Origin of the sequence: Bacillus sp. FSL K6-0993, assembly GCF_037977205.1 — a bacterium.
Classification (GTDB): Bacteria; Bacillota; Bacilli; order Bacillales; family Bacillaceae; genus Bacillus; species Bacillus subtilis.
Map to the genome: position 1 here is coordinate 4,061,970 of NZ_CP150275.1, position 16,118 is coordinate 4,078,087.

The 16,118-nt window shown below is 39.3% G+C and carries 16 protein-coding genes and 2 pseudogenes; 6 read left to right on the forward strand and 12 right to left on the reverse strand.

Annotated features, from left to right (window positions below):
• Nucleotides 1-34: 34 nt before the first annotated feature.
• Both arsR and MHH79_RS21085 read right to left on the reverse strand, forming a co-directional pair.
• Nucleotides 35-352: an arsenical resistance operon transcriptional regulator ArsR gene (gene arsR / locus MHH79_RS21080; RefSeq protein WP_015385207.1), complete on the reverse strand. Its 318-nt coding sequence runs from the start codon at nt 350-352 to the stop codon at nt 35-37.
• Nucleotides 353-698: 346 nt separating this feature from the next.
• Nucleotides 699-1,535: a helix-turn-helix transcriptional regulator gene (locus MHH79_RS21085; protein ID WP_003236605.1), complete on the reverse strand. Its 837-nt coding sequence runs from the start codon at nt 1,533-1,535 to the stop codon at nt 699-701.
• 103 nt (nt 1,536-1,638) lie between these two features.
• On the opposite strand from MHH79_RS21085, the gene fabF reads away from it, so the two are divergent.
• The 4 genes from fabF to MHH79_RS21105 all read left to right on the forward strand — a co-directional run bounded on the left by fabF (nt 1,639) and on the right by MHH79_RS21105 (nt 5,539).
• A complete protein-coding gene (gene fabF / locus MHH79_RS21090; RefSeq protein ID WP_063335918.1) occupies nt 1,639-2,871 on the forward strand; it encodes a beta-ketoacyl-ACP synthase II in 1,233 nt (410 codons plus the stop codon).
• Nucleotides 2,872-3,039: 168 nt separating this feature from the next.
• Nucleotides 3,040-3,213: a DUF255 domain-containing protein gene (locus tag MHH79_RS21095; RefSeq protein ID WP_340034896.1), complete on the forward strand. Its 174-nt coding sequence runs from the start codon at nt 3,040-3,042 to the stop codon at nt 3,211-3,213.
• A gap of 275 nt (nt 3,214-3,488) precedes the next feature.
• Nucleotides 3,489-4,286, forward strand: a complete 798-nt coding sequence (locus MHH79_RS21100) for a hypothetical protein (RefSeq protein WP_100506054.1) — start codon at nt 3,489-3,491, stop codon at nt 4,284-4,286.
• A gap of 323 nt (nt 4,287-4,609) precedes the next feature.
• Nucleotides 4,610-5,539, forward strand: a complete 930-nt coding sequence (locus MHH79_RS21105; RefSeq protein WP_340034897.1) for a restriction endonuclease — start codon at nt 4,610-4,612, stop codon at nt 5,537-5,539.
• A gap of 87 nt (nt 5,540-5,626) precedes the next feature.
• Here MHH79_RS21105 and MHH79_RS21110 read toward each other — a convergent pair.
• The 5 genes and pseudogenes from MHH79_RS21110 to MHH79_RS21130 all read right to left on the reverse strand — a co-directional run.
• A pseudogene (locus MHH79_RS21110) lies at nt 5,627-5,743 on the reverse strand (hypothetical protein); the annotation flags it as partial.
• 239 nt (nt 5,744-5,982) lie between these two features.
• Nucleotides 5,983-6,447, reverse strand: a complete 465-nt coding sequence (locus MHH79_RS21115) for a GNAT family N-acetyltransferase (RefSeq protein WP_100506057.1) — start codon at nt 6,445-6,447, stop codon at nt 5,983-5,985.
• A 353-nt stretch (nt 6,448-6,800) separates the two neighbouring features.
• Nucleotides 6,801-7,859 (reverse strand): DNA relaxase NicK, encoded by a 1,059-nt coding sequence (nicK, locus tag MHH79_RS21120; RefSeq protein WP_340034898.1) that lies wholly within the window; start codon nt 7,857-7,859, stop codon nt 6,801-6,803.
• A pseudogene (locus MHH79_RS21125) lies at nt 7,852-8,056 on the reverse strand (ATP-binding protein); the annotation flags it as partial. The pseudogene MHH79_RS21125 and the gene nicK, both read right to left, overlap by 8 nt.
• Complete coding sequence (locus MHH79_RS21130) at nt 7,980-8,228, reverse strand: hypothetical protein (RefSeq protein ID WP_157799624.1); 249 nt, start codon at nt 8,226-8,228, stop codon at nt 7,980-7,982. The pseudogene MHH79_RS21125 and the gene MHH79_RS21130, both read right to left, overlap by 77 nt.
• Before the next feature lie 518 nt (nt 8,229-8,746).
• Between MHH79_RS21130 and MHH79_RS21135 the strand changes: the two genes are divergently transcribed.
• On the forward strand, nt 8,747-10,816 hold the full coding sequence (locus MHH79_RS21135; RefSeq protein WP_340034899.1) for a thioredoxin domain-containing protein: 2,070 nt from the start codon (nt 8,747-8,749) through the stop codon (nt 10,814-10,816).
• Here the strand turns inward: MHH79_RS21135 and MHH79_RS21140 are convergent.
• The gene (locus tag MHH79_RS21140; protein ID WP_340034900.1) at nt 10,813-11,712 is read right to left on the reverse strand and encodes a type II CAAX endopeptidase family protein; all 900 of its coding nucleotides are present in this window, start codon (nt 11,710-11,712) and stop codon (nt 10,813-10,815) included. The genes MHH79_RS21135 and MHH79_RS21140 overlap by 4 nt on opposite strands.
• A gap of 226 nt (nt 11,713-11,938) precedes the next feature.
• Here MHH79_RS21140 and MHH79_RS21145 point away from each other — a divergent pair, with 226 nt between their 5' ends.
• Nucleotides 11,939-13,294, forward strand: coding sequence for an MFS transporter (locus tag MHH79_RS21145; protein WP_340034901.1), 1,356 nt, complete (start codon nt 11,939-11,941; stop codon nt 13,292-13,294).
• Nucleotides 13,295-13,327: 33 nt separating this feature from the next.
• Here the strand turns inward: MHH79_RS21145 and MHH79_RS21150 are convergent, their stop codons facing one another.
• From MHH79_RS21150 to xth, 4 genes are read right to left on the reverse strand one after another with little or no spacing between them, the layout of a single operon-like run.
• Nucleotides 13,328-13,882 carry a sugar O-acetyltransferase gene (locus tag MHH79_RS21150; protein WP_340034902.1) on the reverse strand — a complete coding sequence of 185 codons (555 nt, stop codon included), beginning with the start codon at nt 13,880-13,882 and terminating at the stop codon, nt 13,328-13,330.
• A gap of 15 nt (nt 13,883-13,897) precedes the next feature.
• Nucleotides 13,898-14,278 (reverse strand): VOC family protein, encoded by a 381-nt coding sequence (locus tag MHH79_RS21155; RefSeq protein WP_029726089.1) that lies wholly within the window; start codon nt 14,276-14,278, stop codon nt 13,898-13,900.
• 55 nt (nt 14,279-14,333) lie between these two features.
• Complete coding sequence (gene ccpB, locus MHH79_RS21160) at nt 14,334-15,269, reverse strand: transcriptional regulator CcpB (protein ID WP_340034903.1); 936 nt, start codon at nt 15,267-15,269, stop codon at nt 14,334-14,336.
• A gap of 58 nt (nt 15,270-15,327) precedes the next feature.
• Nucleotides 15,328-16,086, reverse strand: coding sequence for an exodeoxyribonuclease III (gene xth, locus MHH79_RS21165; RefSeq protein ID WP_064671669.1), 759 nt, complete (start codon nt 16,084-16,086; stop codon nt 15,328-15,330).
• Nucleotides 16,087-16,118: the final 32 nt, after the last annotated feature.

Here is a 16,118-nt window from a genome sequence, read left to right on the forward strand (position 1 = left end):
ATCAAAAAAATTTGATTTAATGACTAAAAATTTTTTAGCAGCAATCTCCTTCACCTTTTTTTCTAAATACACAACAAAGCTCTTCTGATAATAAACTATTTACTTCCTCATCATTTAAATCATAATAGCTCCATGTTCCCTTTGTCTCTTTCGTTATTAAGTTGGCATCTAATAAAATTTTAAGATGATAAGAAAGTTTAGATTGTGTCACCTCAAAAATCTCAGTCAGATCACAAACACAGGTTTTTCCCCTTTGACAAAGTTCATACATGATCTCTAATCGTTTCTGATCAGCAAGAGCCTTAAATTTTTGTTCATATTTCTGAAGTAGTTCTGATTTCGTCTCAACCATTCATATCGCCTTCTTTAATCAATTTTTTTTGATGTATTTATAATACTCATGATTTTAAAATAAATGCAAGCAAATAAATCGATTTTTTTTGATTAATTATAAAACCCACTAAAAGCTTGTGTAACCAGATAGAGGTTTTCTATTTTTAATATTTTCTCCATCACTACTACAACAGGGTTATAACTTGTTTTTGGTGGCATAGGATCTTTCAAATATTAGATGCACACAACAACTTCATCCAAATACAATAAACGAATGGGAACTATATACTAGTTGTTTTTTTATTTACAGTTTAAACAAAGTAAAGGAAGTATTACTTGAATAACTTCTACTCTCCAAACGATAGCTAGCCTTCAATTAACCGTTTTAACTTAAGCTCAGTTTCAGTATCCTCAACTGGAGTATAGACGCTGCATCTTAAATCAGTATCCCCATGCACTTGTAATGAAGTCAGATTAAACAACATTTTACCTACCTTAGCATGACGAAACTCAATTAATACTTCAGGAGCAGAGCTAATCTCATTTTCATTCCAAATTTTACGGAACTCAGGATATGCCTGTTCCATTTCTTGTATAAATTGCTCATACCAGTCATCAGCCACATACTGTCCATAATACGTTCTAAATATTGCGATATATCCTCTAACAAAATGCTCCCAATTCACTGCTAAACTTTTAAATTCCTTTCTTGCGAATAGTAAGCGTATTATATTCCTTTCTGCCGGATTGATTTGTTCAAAATCCAAAAATACATTAGCTGCTGCTTGATTCCACCCAACAATCTGACTTCTTCTATCTGATATAATCGTTGGGCAATAACGAAGTTCCTGCAAAATTTTTACTAAAGCCGGACTGATTTCCTTCTCTTTCTCATTTATAAAGGGTTGTTTCACTCCTTCCTCTAACGCTAGAGCATACAAATATCTCCTTTCATCGTTATTTAATTGTAATGCTCGAGAAATAGCATCTAATACCGAAGTAGATACTTTTATATCTCTTCCTTGTTCTAACCATGTATACCAAGTAAGACTTACACCGGCTAGTTGAGCCACTTCTTCTCTTCTTAGTCCTGGTGTTCTTCTGCGGGTTCCTACAGGTAAACCAACCATTTGGGGAGTAATTTTCGAACGTTGGTTCTTTAAAAATTCTGATAAAGCTTGAAGTCTTGTTTCAGGTTTCATTAAGATCTCCCTTTAAAATAGTATTAATTATACTAGGATAAACAACAACTTGTAATAGGATAACACAATAGCTAAAGTTAATAAAAACAAGGAGGGAATTATCATGAAAAGAGTTGTCATTACTGGAATGGGAGTTATTTCTCCTCTAGGAAATGATGTGAGTAGCTTTTGGAATCAACTAGTTAAAGGACACTCGGGGATATCTCTAATTGATTCTTTTGATACTGCTGATTATAAAACAAAGATAGCTGGAATCGTTCGTGATTTCGATGCAGATGAAATATTGGGGAGAAAAGAAGCAAAACGATTAGATCGTTTTAGTCAGTTTGCCTTAGCAGCAGCCGAACAAGCATTAGAACATTCACAATTACAGTTAGATAATGTTGATCTTGAACGTTTAGGGGTATATGTTGGTTCAGGAATCGGAGGCATACAATCGCTTGTTGATAATGTGAATGTATTAAATAAACGAGGTCCCGCGAGAGTAAGCCCTAGCCTTGTACCAATGATGATTTCAAATGCAGCTGCAGCTCAAATAAGCATAAAATTAGGAGCACAAGGACCATCATTATCACCAGTCACAGCCTGTTCAATCGGGAACACCTCTATTGGTGAAGCTTTTAATGCTATCCGAAATGATGAAGCAGATATTATATTTGCCGGTGGAGCAGAAGCTGCAATCACACAGTTATCTTTGGCTAGTTTTGGAAACGCCCATGCATTATCTACAAGAAACCAAGAGCCAAGTCGAGCCAGCCGTCCATTCGATACAGATAGAGATGGCTTTGTTATGAGTGAAGGCGCAGGTATCTTAGTATTAGAATCATTAGAAAACGCTATTCTTAGAGATGCGCCGATATTATGTGAAGTAGTGGGGTACGGAGCTAGTTCAGATGCTCATCATATGGTAGCATCACACCCAGAAGGTAAGGGTGCCTACTTAGCCATGAAAAAAGCATTGAGAAGTGCAAATATATCAACAGGTGAAATTGATGTTATTAGTGCTCATGCAACCAGTACACAAGTAGGTGATCGTTCAGAAGTTCTAGCTATTAAGAAATTATTTGGTGAACATTCACGTGAAATTCCAACAACTGCAAACAAGTCAATGACTGGGCACATGCTTGGTGCTGCTGGCGGAGTAGAAGCAATTGCTTTAGTGGAAAGTTTGAGACGAGGAATGATTCCGCCAACTATTAATGTAGAGAAGCAAGATCCAGATTGCAACTTAGATGTTGTATCAGAAGCGAGACACCTTCCATTGAAATATGGGCTATCAAATTCTTTTGGTTTCGGCGGACATAATTCAGCAATCTTGTTAAAGAATTACGATTGAAGACCCATCTTTATAGTTCAAAGGTGAAATAATGGATCTATCAAGGGTTTATAGCCCTTGGTTTTCATTATGGAATACCTCACAGACAAATGATGACGAGCCTTAACTTCTGGTATATTAAATAGAGGAAAGAGAATACTTAAAAAAACATAGAAAGAAGGTGATCCCATGCCCACTAACAATAAACCCAATAGATTAATCGCTGAGAAGTCCCCATATTTACTCCAACACGCCCACAACCCTGTGGACTGGTTCCCGTGGGGAGATGAAGCCTTCGAAAAAGCAAAACGCGAAAACAAGCCGGTTCTGGTCAACATCGGTTATTCGACTTGCCATTGGTGACATGTCTGTTAGAATAGCCAAAAGTATGGTGAATATAACCCCTAATAAACAATCCTCTTCCATCACATGTTATTCCATATTATTAGTCATCACTTTCAAAATCATATATTTTCAATTTACTAATATCGATAAACTCAACTTGCATTTACACTATAAAAATACTATAAAAATTAAAAATTTAATGTTAAATTAAGAATTATATAGGTAAAAATTCGTTGATTTACCTCAATCTGTATGTTATACATATATAGGAGTTAAATTTTGGAGGGATTAGTTTGAAAGATTTTGTTCTAAAAAATTGGAAACTAGGCGTTGCAACAACTTGTGCTATTACGATATCATTGGGAGTTGTAACACCTTTTGCCAGTGCTTTAACTACAGACAAACTAGAGCTAAATAATCAAAGTTTTGAAGTTAAAGGAACTGTTTTTTCTCAAATGAAAAATGACACAAGTACAGGTCTAGATGAAAACTCTGATGATCAAAACACTCAAGATAATAATGATGCTTCTGATGCAAGTATGTCAAAAGCAGAAATGGATAAGATCATTCAAGAAGTTGCTAACGAATTTGTTGGTGATGCATTGAAAAATGATGATGAATATCTCAATCCAGTTGATAACACTTCTAATTCATATACCGATTCAAAAAACGATATACATACTTCAACAGTAGGCTTTAGTGATATATCATCACCAATTTCTAATACTATTCATCTTAGTACTACAAGTACAAATTCAATTGTATTGAATCCAAATGCTAAAGTAAGTTCAGGTGACATAAAGGTTGAAAAGGTGGGCTATATTTCTGTAGGAAGAAAGCTAATAAAAATATTCGGGAAGTCATATGTAAAGAAAAAGTTGCCTAACGCTATTTACAAAAAGTTCCCTAGTGCATTAAAACGTAAAGTTTCACGTGCTAAATGGGAAGGTATTTGGAATACATACATCCTAATGGGACCATTAGATGAAGTTCATGATCGTGTTACAGATTATCTAGATAAATATGTTTGGCATTCAGTAGCTAGTACCTGTGGTTATATTGCACAAGGTGTTGTATACGCAATTATTTAAAGAAAGTGTTGATTGATATGAACAAAGAAACATTTAAATATATACTAATTTTATTTGCTATCTTTGCCGCCATTCAAGTTACAAACGAGATTGACTTTACTAACTATTGGGTTATAAATAGACTTATTCAGTTTGTAATTTGTATAATTGTTTTTTTGATTATGACTTATATATTTCCAGAAAAAAAGAAGAAGTAATCCAAGAATAGAGCTCTCTTTGTTTGAGCTCTATTTCTTTTTATTGTTGAATATTAGGATACTTATTATTCATTGGTAGCATGCTTGATAAAAAATAATAAATTGAAAGTTATCGGGGGATTTTTAGTGAGTAATGTAATATTTATACCTCGTTTAATTAAAGAAGGTAAAATGACGCTAGAGAAATGGATTGAGTTAATGAATTCTGATAAAGGAGATAGAATATTTCCAAATAATTGTTTCCCCTCTGATGATTATTTAAACCAATACATAAATAAAATTGATCATTATAGTATTCAAGAATTTAAGAACTTACTCAGAATGCTACTTGTTCATTCAGGGAACTACGGAATAGATGAGTATAATGCAATGGTTTATGATGAGAAAAAAATGAAAGAATACCCAAATGAGTTTTATCGTCGCTTTTATGAAACTGGCTATGCTTATGAAGGAATAACATGGATACTAGATTTGTTATTACATTTTTCACCTAAAACAGCCCTTGAAGTTATAGAAGCTTATCAAAAAGCGCATTTTATGACAATACCAGATATGGCCATGAATGGACTTTATGATGCACAAGTATTAATTAGAGCCAGATATCTTCAAAATGATTATAGTGTTGACACTTTATTAAGCCTTAGTCCTCGTGAATTCGAGTATTTAATTGCTAAGCTATACAAATCTTTAGGATATAATGTACAACTTACTCCACCTTCTAATGATGGGGGGAAGGATGTTATTGCTGAAAATCAAGAGATTGGTAGAAAGGAAAGACTATTTATTGAATGTAAAAGATACAAAAAGAATGTAGGTGTAGAAAAGGCAAGAGCTTTAGTGGGGTCTATAACTCATGCAAAAGCAACAAAAGGCGTTTTGATTGGTGCTAAGGGTTTTACTAGGACGACTATAAAATTTGCAAAGGAAAATCCAAGTGTGGAATTAATAGGAGGACAAGAATTACTTCATTTCCTTGATAAAAACTTAGGAAAGAATTGGTTTGACCTTATACCTAAATATATAAAAGAGTTAAAAGAAGATGGTAATAATCATTAAATAATAAGAAAATTAAATTTTAAAAAACGAGTTAAGAAATATAATGATGATTGATTAATTTAAGAGAAAGAAGGTGATCGCCTGCCCACTAACAAAGACATCTTCCATCATTTTTTCAATCAATTCCTCAGCAATATCCAAACAGCCAAGAGACTCCAAATCACTTTCCAGTCGGACCTTATTCAACAGATTAATGTTAAACATCTTATCCATCCGATTTTTGTTCTTGGGTTTCACCCAAATCCACCAACGGAAGCCCGTTGGATTGCTGTTTAATCTAATTTTGCACACGCAAAAAAGAACAGCAGAATTAACACTCATACTGTTCTTAAAAGTTTTTTGGATTGGCAATGTTATGATAAATGACCATAAAACAAGAATCCTTAACTTTATTCATGTTTTAAATCTTTATTGAAGATAAGCATCCGTTAGCTGATTAGTATCTACTCCAATTTCATTTTTAAACCATCATGCGTAGATTTAAAACCTAATCGTTTATAAAAACGTAACGCATCGACTCTGTGCTTATCTGTTGTAAGTTGAATTAAGTGACAACCACGTTTGTTTGCACGTTGAATTGCCCATTTTATAAGTTCAGTTCCAACCCCCTTACCACGCACGGATGAGGCTGTTCTAACTCCTTCAATAGTAGCTCTCCATCCACCTTGGTGTGTAATATACGGAGTAAATGTAATTTGAAGTACACCGATCACTTCATCGTCTTGAAAAGCTACTACCAACTCATTATTAGGGTCAGACGTGATAGCTCGAAATGCTTTTGTATAACTTTCCGGAAGTGGTTGTTCATAACGCTCACGAAGCCTTCCCAATTCATCATCAGCAAGCATTTCTACAATTCTATCTAAATCTTGTTCAGTAGCTATTCTAAACTTAGTTTCTTGTTCCAATAAATTCCCCTCCTTAATGAACACGAATTATTTATTACTAAATACTACTTCATTAAACTCCATAAGTTAACATTTATTTTCCAATGGCATTATAGAAGTATTTCTTATAAATCGCCTCCCTAAATTCCATAAAAAAAGTGGTGGTAATACTTAAAACCTTTTGGGTTTCACCCAAACCCACCAACGGAAGCCCGTTGGATTGCTGTTAATCTAGCCCCCTATTCCCCCGAATCATCGGGGGACTCCCTCTTGGCATTGAATATGTCAACTCCTTATCCTCACTCCGTTCCGGTACCGTTGACACATACGTTTAATCGCATCACCTGTTTTTAAAGAGGTTTATCAGCTTGTTTTTAAACGACCATGTCAGCAACATCAACAAGAAACACATCTAGCATTTTTTGGTGTTTGTCTGCCAGTTCAGCTTCTGCAATCATATCTGACAGATCGGTTTTTCCTAAATGTTCATCGGCTTCAAGCACCATTTTCATAGTGGGAGCACAAGAGTTACGAAGCCAGTTTCTTGATTTCTGATAGAAGTCTTTTTGTGGTTTGACGTACAAAGGAAGTCGCCCAACATCACCTATAAAATCAGACCAAAAAAGGCTCGTTTTCCAATGCTCTCTAGTGATGTTTCCATCAGCATCAACGAACCTTACATAGTTATTAATGATCTGCATAGCGATTAAGGTTAAATCCTTTGTTTTCAATAAAGCATCTATAGCCACTTGTGCACGTTCATTTTTAAGCCGCAATTCATAACGATTCCAATCGCCTAGTTCTTCTAAAGGGATGTTATACTTTTCTGCTTGTTCATAGTTTTTCTCATAAAAGCAAAGGTACGCTTCTGACTTTTTAGAACCGAAATATATTGTCGTTCCGCCTGTAATGCCATCAGATAGATCAAAGGAGCCATTGAAATCGGATTTTCTGAAGCGTGAAATACATTCGCCCTTTTGGGCTTTCTTTAACAATACCGGTATAGAAAAGTACGTCTTTTTATCATCAATAGCCAAATCAAAGCGAGTAACTGAACCGCCTTGTGCCATGCAATCTTGAAAGAAGTCGTACCAAGTTTTCTTCCGGCATTCCAAGAAGGATTCAAATTGACGGCAACCTTGACCCGACATTTCTATCAAAATACCTCTGTTATCATCAGGCGCAGAATAAAAGACTTTGATATAGTCCAGTTCGAACGTGCCAACGTAGCCGTAGAAACCAGATTGTTTTTCAGTCATAAAGTCTTTGCTAAGGTGAAGAACACCTTCGATAATTCGGTCAACATCATGAGTTTTAAAAGAGACTCGAATATAGTCAACCATTGATACCAAAGGACTTTCAACGGTTTCATTTTCTTCTTTTACGATTACTACCCCCCTGTTAGCGTGGGGGGGTTGTTTTAGCTCATCCATTCGCTTCGCTCACTCCTTCGCCGCTGGCCGGCCGTCTGGTCGCTTTCGCTGCCGCTGGCGACTGCCGTCGCCTGCGCTCCCTCGACTCCAACCAGCGCATTTTTAATAGATGACATAAAATCATATCCTTTCGACACGATAAAGCTGTAAAACTCCAACACTGAACCAGTGCCAACATTGGCATATCCTCGCCCGCTCTAGATCAGTCGTTAGTTTATTTCTAAAATTCTCTAATTGTGTATTTAAATCGTGCTCAAAGCTTTTTAGATTTTTAGCGTGTACTTGTTCAGGTAACTTTTTAACATAAGTAATTATAAACCAACCAACAAAAACCACTACTAACTGTAAAATCACACTTAAAATCTCCATAAACAAGCTCCCTTATTTTTTTCCTAATTGTACCACCAGTATGAAGTATAAAGTAAGAAAATAATTTAATTATAAAACTAAGATTTGGAGTAAAAAACATTCAAAAAAAGTCAATTGGACTTATTCCATATTTTTCTTCGGGTGAGTATGTTAAAACATAAAAACATTTAGAGGAGAGAATATCTTTGTATTACTACCCATATACTTTTGAAAAAATTTGTTGGCCTAAAAAACATTGCTGTATTTTCAGGAACCGTTGGTATGGTTTAAAAACTGCTAGGTGCACAGAGGATTTACCTTGTTTTCTAGTGTCGCCTTCATCAGAAGATTGGATTTATGAAGGAGAGAGTTATTGCGTTAGCAACTGTAGAAAGTGTAGACCCCCTGAATATTTTCCAAACTATCTATTCTAAATACCTTAGTTAGCCTATAGACTAGGGTATTTTTTGTATTGTCTGTGGTAAGGTTAAATATGTTATAAAGTTTTATTAAAGAAAAAACCGAAAGAAGGTGATCCCATGCCCACTAACAATAAACCCAATAGATTAATCGCTGAGAAGTCCCCATATTTACTCCAACACGCCCACAACCCTGTGGACTGGTTCCCGTGGGGAGATGAAGCCTTCGAAAAAGCAAAACGCGAAAACAAGCCGGTTCTGGTCAGCATCGGTTATTCGACTTGCCATTGGTGCCATGTTATGGCCCACGAAAGCTTTGAAGACGAAGAAATCGCGCGTCTTCTCAATGAACGGTTTGTAGCGATTAAAGTCGACCGGGAAGAGCGGCCTGATGTGGATTCTGTTTATATGAGAATCTGCCAGCTGATGACCGGGCAGGGCGGCTGGCCGCTGAATGTGTTTATCACGCCTGATCAAAAGCCGTTTTACGCGGGTACATATTTTCCAAAGACGAGCAAATTCAATCGTCCCGGTTTTGTTGATGTGCTTGAGCATCTGTCTGAGACGTTTGCGAACGACCGCGAGCATGTCGAGGATATTGCGGAGAACGCCGCTAAACATTTGCAGACCAAAACAGCCGCCAAATCAGGCGAAGGCCTTAGCGAGTCTGCGATTCACCGGACATTCCAGCAGCTTGCCAGCGGGTTTGATACGATCTACGGCGGTTTCGGGCAGGCACCGAAATTTCCGATGCCCCATATGCTGATGTATTTGCTTCGTTATCATCACAATACGGGGCAGGAGAACGCTTTATACAACGTGACGAAAACGCTGGACAGCATGGCGAATGGCGGCATTTACGATCATATCGGCTATGGGTTCGCCCGCTATTCGACCGATGACGAGTGGCTCGTTCCCCACTTTGAAAAAATGCTGTACGACAATGCGCTGCTGCTGACTGCTTATACAGAAGCCTATCAGGTCACGCAAAACAGCCGCTATAAAGAGATTTGTGAGCAGATCATTACGTTCATTCAGAGGGAAATGACTCATGAAGACGGAAGCTTTTTCTCTGCTTTAGACGCGGATACAGAAGGAGAAGAAGGAAAGTACTACGTGTGGTCAAAGGAAGAGATTCTGAAAACGCTCGGGGACGATCTCGAAACGCTGTATTGCCAAGTGTATGACATCACTGAAGAAGGAAACTTTGAAGGCAAAAATATTCCTAACCTCATTCACACAAAGTGGGAACAAATCAAAGAGGATGCCGGGTTAACCGAAAAAGAGCTCAGTCTCAAACTCGAAGACGCAAGACAGCAGCTCTTGAAGACACGCGAGGAAAGAACCTATCCGCATGTCGATGACAAAGTGCTGACCTCATGGAACGCGCTGATGATCGCGGGTCTTGCGAAAGCGGCAAAGGTATACCAGGAGCCGAAATATCTCAGCCTAGCGAAAGACGCCATCACATTTATTGAAAACAAATTAATCATCGACGGCCGTGTGATGGTCCGATATCGTGATGGCGAAGTGAAAAACAAAGGCTTTATCGACGATTACGCTTTTCTCCTATGGGCTTATCTGGATCTCTATGAAGCTTCGTTTGATCTATCTTATTTACAAAAAGTGAAGAAACTGGCAGACGATATGATCGGCTTATTTTGGGATGATGAGCATGGCGGCTTCTACTTCACCGGACACGATGCAGAAGCCTTAATCGTACGGGAAAAAGAAGTGTACGACGGCGCCGTGCCTTCCGGAAACAGTGTGGCAGCTGTTCAGCTGCTGCGTCTCGGGCAAGTCACAGGCGACTTATCACTAATTGAAAAAGCAGAAACGATGTTTTCCGTGTTCAAGCCAGACATCGACGCGTATCCGAGCGGCCATGCTTTCTTTATGCAAAGTGTGTTAAGACATCTGATGCCTAAGAAAGAAATCGTTATTTTTGGCAGCGCAGACGATCCAGCCAGAAAACAAATCATAACAGAGCTCCAAAAAGCCTTTAAGCCTAACGACTCCATTCTGGTAGCAGAGCATCCTGATCAATGCAAAGACATTGCGCCATTCGCGGCAGACTACCGGATCATAGATGGCAAAACAACCGTGTATATTTGTGAAAACTTTGCCTGCCAGCAGCCGACAACAAATATTGAAGAAGCGATCCACACGTTAATAAGCAGCAGGGATTAAGACCCTTGCTGCTTACTTTTTGATTTCTTATGGTACCATAAAGCGATCCCCGCAAACACAAGATTGACCGCTATCGTAAAGAAAGCCTCCCACATCGGGTTCCCCCGCGTAACCGTAAAGAGAGAAGGAATTCCTCCATACACACTGTTTTTTTCTGTAATAAACATACACAAAAACATATTATTCGCGGCATGGGCGCCAAGTGATATTTCGATGCTTCCTGTTTTAATCGTGTAATAGGTCCACACAAAACCAAATGTTAAATACTCAATTCCTGCCCAGACAGCACCATTGTTCATTTCTGGATTAGCAAAATGCAATACGCCAAACAATCCTCCGACAATCAGTGTCAAGATTAGAGGATTTTTCGTCAATCTCCCGAAAGCTTGAAGCAAAAATCCCCTGAAAAACAGTTCCTCAGCTGATGTCTGAATCGGAACCAAAATGAGGGCAGCCGCTAGCAGCCAGATAAATCGTGATGCATCAAAGGCTTGCATTGAATAATTGTCTGGATGAATCACAAAATCAATCAATTGTACGGCGATCATCAGCAAGAAATAAGCAATAAAACCAAAGGAAATTCTCCGCCAATTCATCTTTGAATTTGGTGTAATCACAGTTCGGAAAGGCCGCTTCAAAATAAAGCGCACAGCCAGCCAAACTCCCGGAATGGCGAATAAATAAATCACATGGGACAAATAAAGATCTACGAGGGGATCACTCAGCACAGCTTCATCCAAATCAAACGTGATATTGGGATTCACAATAACCGTGAACAGTATAGCGAAAAGGTAAGCTATATTCCCGAATACATATAACCCTACCATCACCAAAAAAGCGAAAAAATATCTCCACAACGTATTGTTTCCTTCTATAGAACGGATAAATGAATTCATTCCTTCTATGTCTCTTCCTTTCAATGAGAATATTACTATATATTTGCATAAATTGGTCTATGAATCTACTGTTTTGGAAATCTTTTAAGCAAAATGAAAATATAAAGTGTGAATTTAGTTCTTCCATCTAGTGATTTGAACTCTGTTGCCAATGAACCAAGATACTTATAATAGTCCCAAGAGGGGAATTTTCAGTCTTTTCTTACTACTCAAAAGGGGGTTTTTTATGAATACGATCTTCAAACAAAAGAATACACATCCTTTCTCAAACGCAGCGAATCGTTTAGACCGCCTTCCGATTTCACGCGTTCATTTCCAAGTGTTAACCGCTCTCGGCATTGTTTATTTCTTTGATCTCGCAGATTTATTTACCCTCAGCAATGTAGCGCCGGCACTGATCGAGCATTGGGGCATCCCGCTTTCAACTATTGCTAACGTAACGGCTACTTCGTTTTTAGGCATGTTTTTAGGCGCTTCACTGGGCGGACGGCTGTCCGATCGAATCGGCCGCAAAAAAGCCTTAAATCTATTTGTCTTTGTTTTCTCAATCGCATCGCTATGCAATGCTGCGGCATGGGACATTCCATCTTTAATGACATTCCGTTTTCTCACCGGATTTGGCGTTGCAGCCGCCATGGTCATTACGAATAGCTATTTGGCGGAATTTTTCCCTTCAAGTGTTCGTGGAAAGTATATTTCTTTTTGTGCCATGATTGGATTGATCGGGGTTCCGATCACCAACATTGTGTCTGCCTTTGTCATTCCTCTTGGTTCATGGGGATGGAGGCTAGTATTTGTATGGGGTGCCGTCGGCCTTATTTATTTTTTCTTTATCCGCCGGTTGGAAGAGTCGCCTCGCTGGCACGAAAATCGCGGGGAATATGCGAAAGCCGATGCGATCCTCAACCGAATTGAGGCACAGGTTGAAAAGGACAAAGGCCCGCTTCCGGCAGCATCCCAGCCTAAAGTAAGCGAAACTGTTAATAAGCATGCAGGTTACGCAGGCTTATTGAAAGGCAGAAACCTCAAAATCACCATCATATTATCTGCTGTATGGATTTTTGAAACGTTTGGATTTTACGGATTTGCCTCATGGGTTCCAAGCCTGCTAAAAAGCAATGGCGTCACCATGGAAAATACATTGTGGTATAACGTATTGCATTCCGTCGGCGCTCCGCTTGGCGCACTGCTCGGCTCCATGATTTCTGAAAGATTTCAAAGAAAATGGATTTTAGCTGCGAGTGCGTTTCTGACGGCCATCGCCGGGCTCTTATATGGTATGACTTTTATTCCCATCATGATCATTGTATTTGGTTTTATCGTGAATATCACAGAACGGGTCTTTACCTCGAACTTATATGCCTATACATCTGAACCTTATCCGACTGAATACCGCTCGTCTGGCAGCGGTTTAGCCTATGGTCTTGGCCGTTTTTCAAACATTTTTGGCTCATTGCTTGTCGGATTTATTGCCGTTCAGCTCGGCTATATCAGCGTCTTCTTATTTATTGGGGGCTGCTGGCTCGCATGCTCCTTGCTGTTAATCTTCTTCGGTCCTAATACGAATGCGAAACAGATTTAAAAAAGTCAGTGCGGATCTGCCGCACTGATCTCATTACAATTGCTTCAAAATCCTCGCGGGGTTTCCGCCTACAACAGTATTAGCGGGTACATCCTTGGTGACAACAGATCCAGACGCAATCACCGCGTTATCACCGATTGTCACTCCCGGGTTAATCACCGCCCGGCCTCCAATCCAAACTTGATCTCCAATTGTCACAGGCTTACCGAACTCCTTCCCGGATTTCCTTTCGATCGGATCAAGAGGATGACCGGCCGTGTAGATATGTACACCTGGCGCAATCAAACAATGACGGCCGATACGCACCTCACACACATCTAAAATGACACAGTCAAAATTAACAAATGTATGATCTCCGATATGAATGTGATAGCCATAATCACAGCGGAATGTCGGCAAAATCGTGACTTGATCCCCAACCGAACCGAGCAGCTCCTTCAAAAACTCCGTCCGCACTGCATCATCTTCCGGTGTTTCGTTATATTGTCTAATCAGCTGTCTCGCATGCTTGCGTTCTAGTAATAGTTGCTGATCTTCCGGATTGTATAATTCTCCGGCTGCCATTTTTTCTTTTTCTGTCCTCAGCATTTAAGTCACTCCATGTCAGATTGTAATCTCGATCAAATTTCCTTCATCATCTTCAATCACACTTTCATAGTAGCCGTCTCCTGTTGTCCTCGGGCCGTTTACTACTGCGAAACCATCCGCCTTCAATCGATCAGTCAGTTCGTCAACTTTCTCCCGGCTCCCAACGGAAAAGGCAATATGTGCCCAGCCTGTCATTGTTTGTGAGGGCGGGTCGGTCACATTCCCTTTTTTCATAATTTCCAGCCTTGCTCCGGAATCAAACGTAATAAAATAAGACTTAAAATCTTTTTTCTCATTATGATACAAATCATTCGCTTCGCCATTAAAATACGTTTCATAAAAAGACTTCATTCGCTCTAAATCATTGACCCAGACCGCTGTATGTTCAATCTGCATTTCTTCCTCCTCCTTCGCCTTCAATGAAGTTATAAGGTATGAAATGCATTTCAGTTCAAGCTTTTTTCTTAAATTTATGCTGAATTTTGATATCAGCGGGTTCATCCTGCAAAAATAGAGAAAATGCTGCGATGCCGAGCTGCTCAAGGTTCAAATCAAGCGACGGAAAACCAAGAACACGGCTGATAGAAGTATTCCCCTCGCCTATGATTTCAACATCCCAATTATTCTTTTCGGAAAATAGATGAATTCCAGCTGCCACTTCATCACTATTTGCATAAATAGCAGTCGGAACCCGCCCGCTCATATAAAAATGTTCGGCTGCCAGCTCACCATCATTCATATCGTTGCATCCGGACAGCATATGGCGGTCTTCCAACCTTCCGCAGACAGCTTTATAGGCCGTAGCTTTATCAGCCGTGCTCGGGCTCCTATCAGCTTCTCTGACACACGTAAAAGCAATATTCTCATGCCCGCGGCTCTTTAAATAGCGAAAGCTCTCTGCATAAGCAGCTTTTCTGTCATTAAAAGCACAAGGGACATCAATGTCTCCGGTATCCTCACAAGCGATGATCGGCCCATATTCCTGATAAGCTAAAATGCTGTCCCAATGATTGGCGCGTGAAGTAATGATGAGACCGTCTATTTTCTTCGTTCTTAACAACTCTAAATATTTGATTTCAATATCGGGGTTATAATTGGTGGGGAGAAGGGTCGTTGCATACTCATGCTGAAAAGCCGCCTTGGTGATTCCGTTAACGATTTTATCAAAGCACGGATGATCGCTATAAGGCAGAATCACACCGACTGTATGGGTTTTCCCGCGAATGAGATCGATTGCGGTTCGATTTGGTGTATAATCCAATTCCTTCATGACTTGATGAACAAGCTTTCTCTTTTCTTCAGATACATACGGATGATGATTCAATACACGCGAGACAGTCGAAACAGATACATTTGCCAGTCTTGCGATCTCTTTTATATTTGCCATCTCTTTCTCCTTTTCATATAAAAAAAGCAGTAAGTGTAAAATCCTTACTGCTATCTCATCATATATTGATGATAAGTTCAACAGGACAATGGTCGGAACCCATGACGTCCGCTGATATACTGGCATCTTCAATCTGTTCCTTAAGGCTTTCAGAAACAACAAAATAATCAATCCGCCATCCGATATTTCTGTCCCGGGCGCCGGCACGATACGACCACCAGGAATAAGCGCCTTCAAGATCAGGATAAACATGACGGAAAGAGTCAACAAAGCCAGCTTCTAAGAAACGAGTGAATGCCCCTCTTTCTTGATCTGAAAATCCAGCGTTATTCCGGTTCGCCTTTGGATTTTTCAAATCAATCTCCTGATGAGCTACATTCAAATCACCGCATAAAATCACTGGTTTTTTCTGATCCAATTCAAGAATATAAGACAATAAAGCCTCTTCCCATTGCATGCGGTAATCAATCCGCTCTAATCCCCTTCTGGAATTGGGCGTGTAAACAGTCATCACAAACACGTTTTCAAATTCCAGCGTAATCACTCTGCCTTCTTGGTCATGCTCTTCTACTCCGATACCGTAGATGACCTGCAGCGGTTCTTGCTTAGAAAAAACAGCTGTGCCGGAATATCCTTTTTTCACTGCATAATTCCAGTACACATGATAGCCTTCAGGCTGGAGATCAACCTGGCCGTCCTGTATCTTCGTTTCCTGAAGACATATAATATCTGCATCCTCTTCTTTCAAATAAGAGAGGAAATCCATTTTTCTCATCACAGCCCGCAGGCCGTTTACATTCCATGAAATCAACTTCATGTTTCATCCTCCCCCCTATAAAAAAGAGCAAG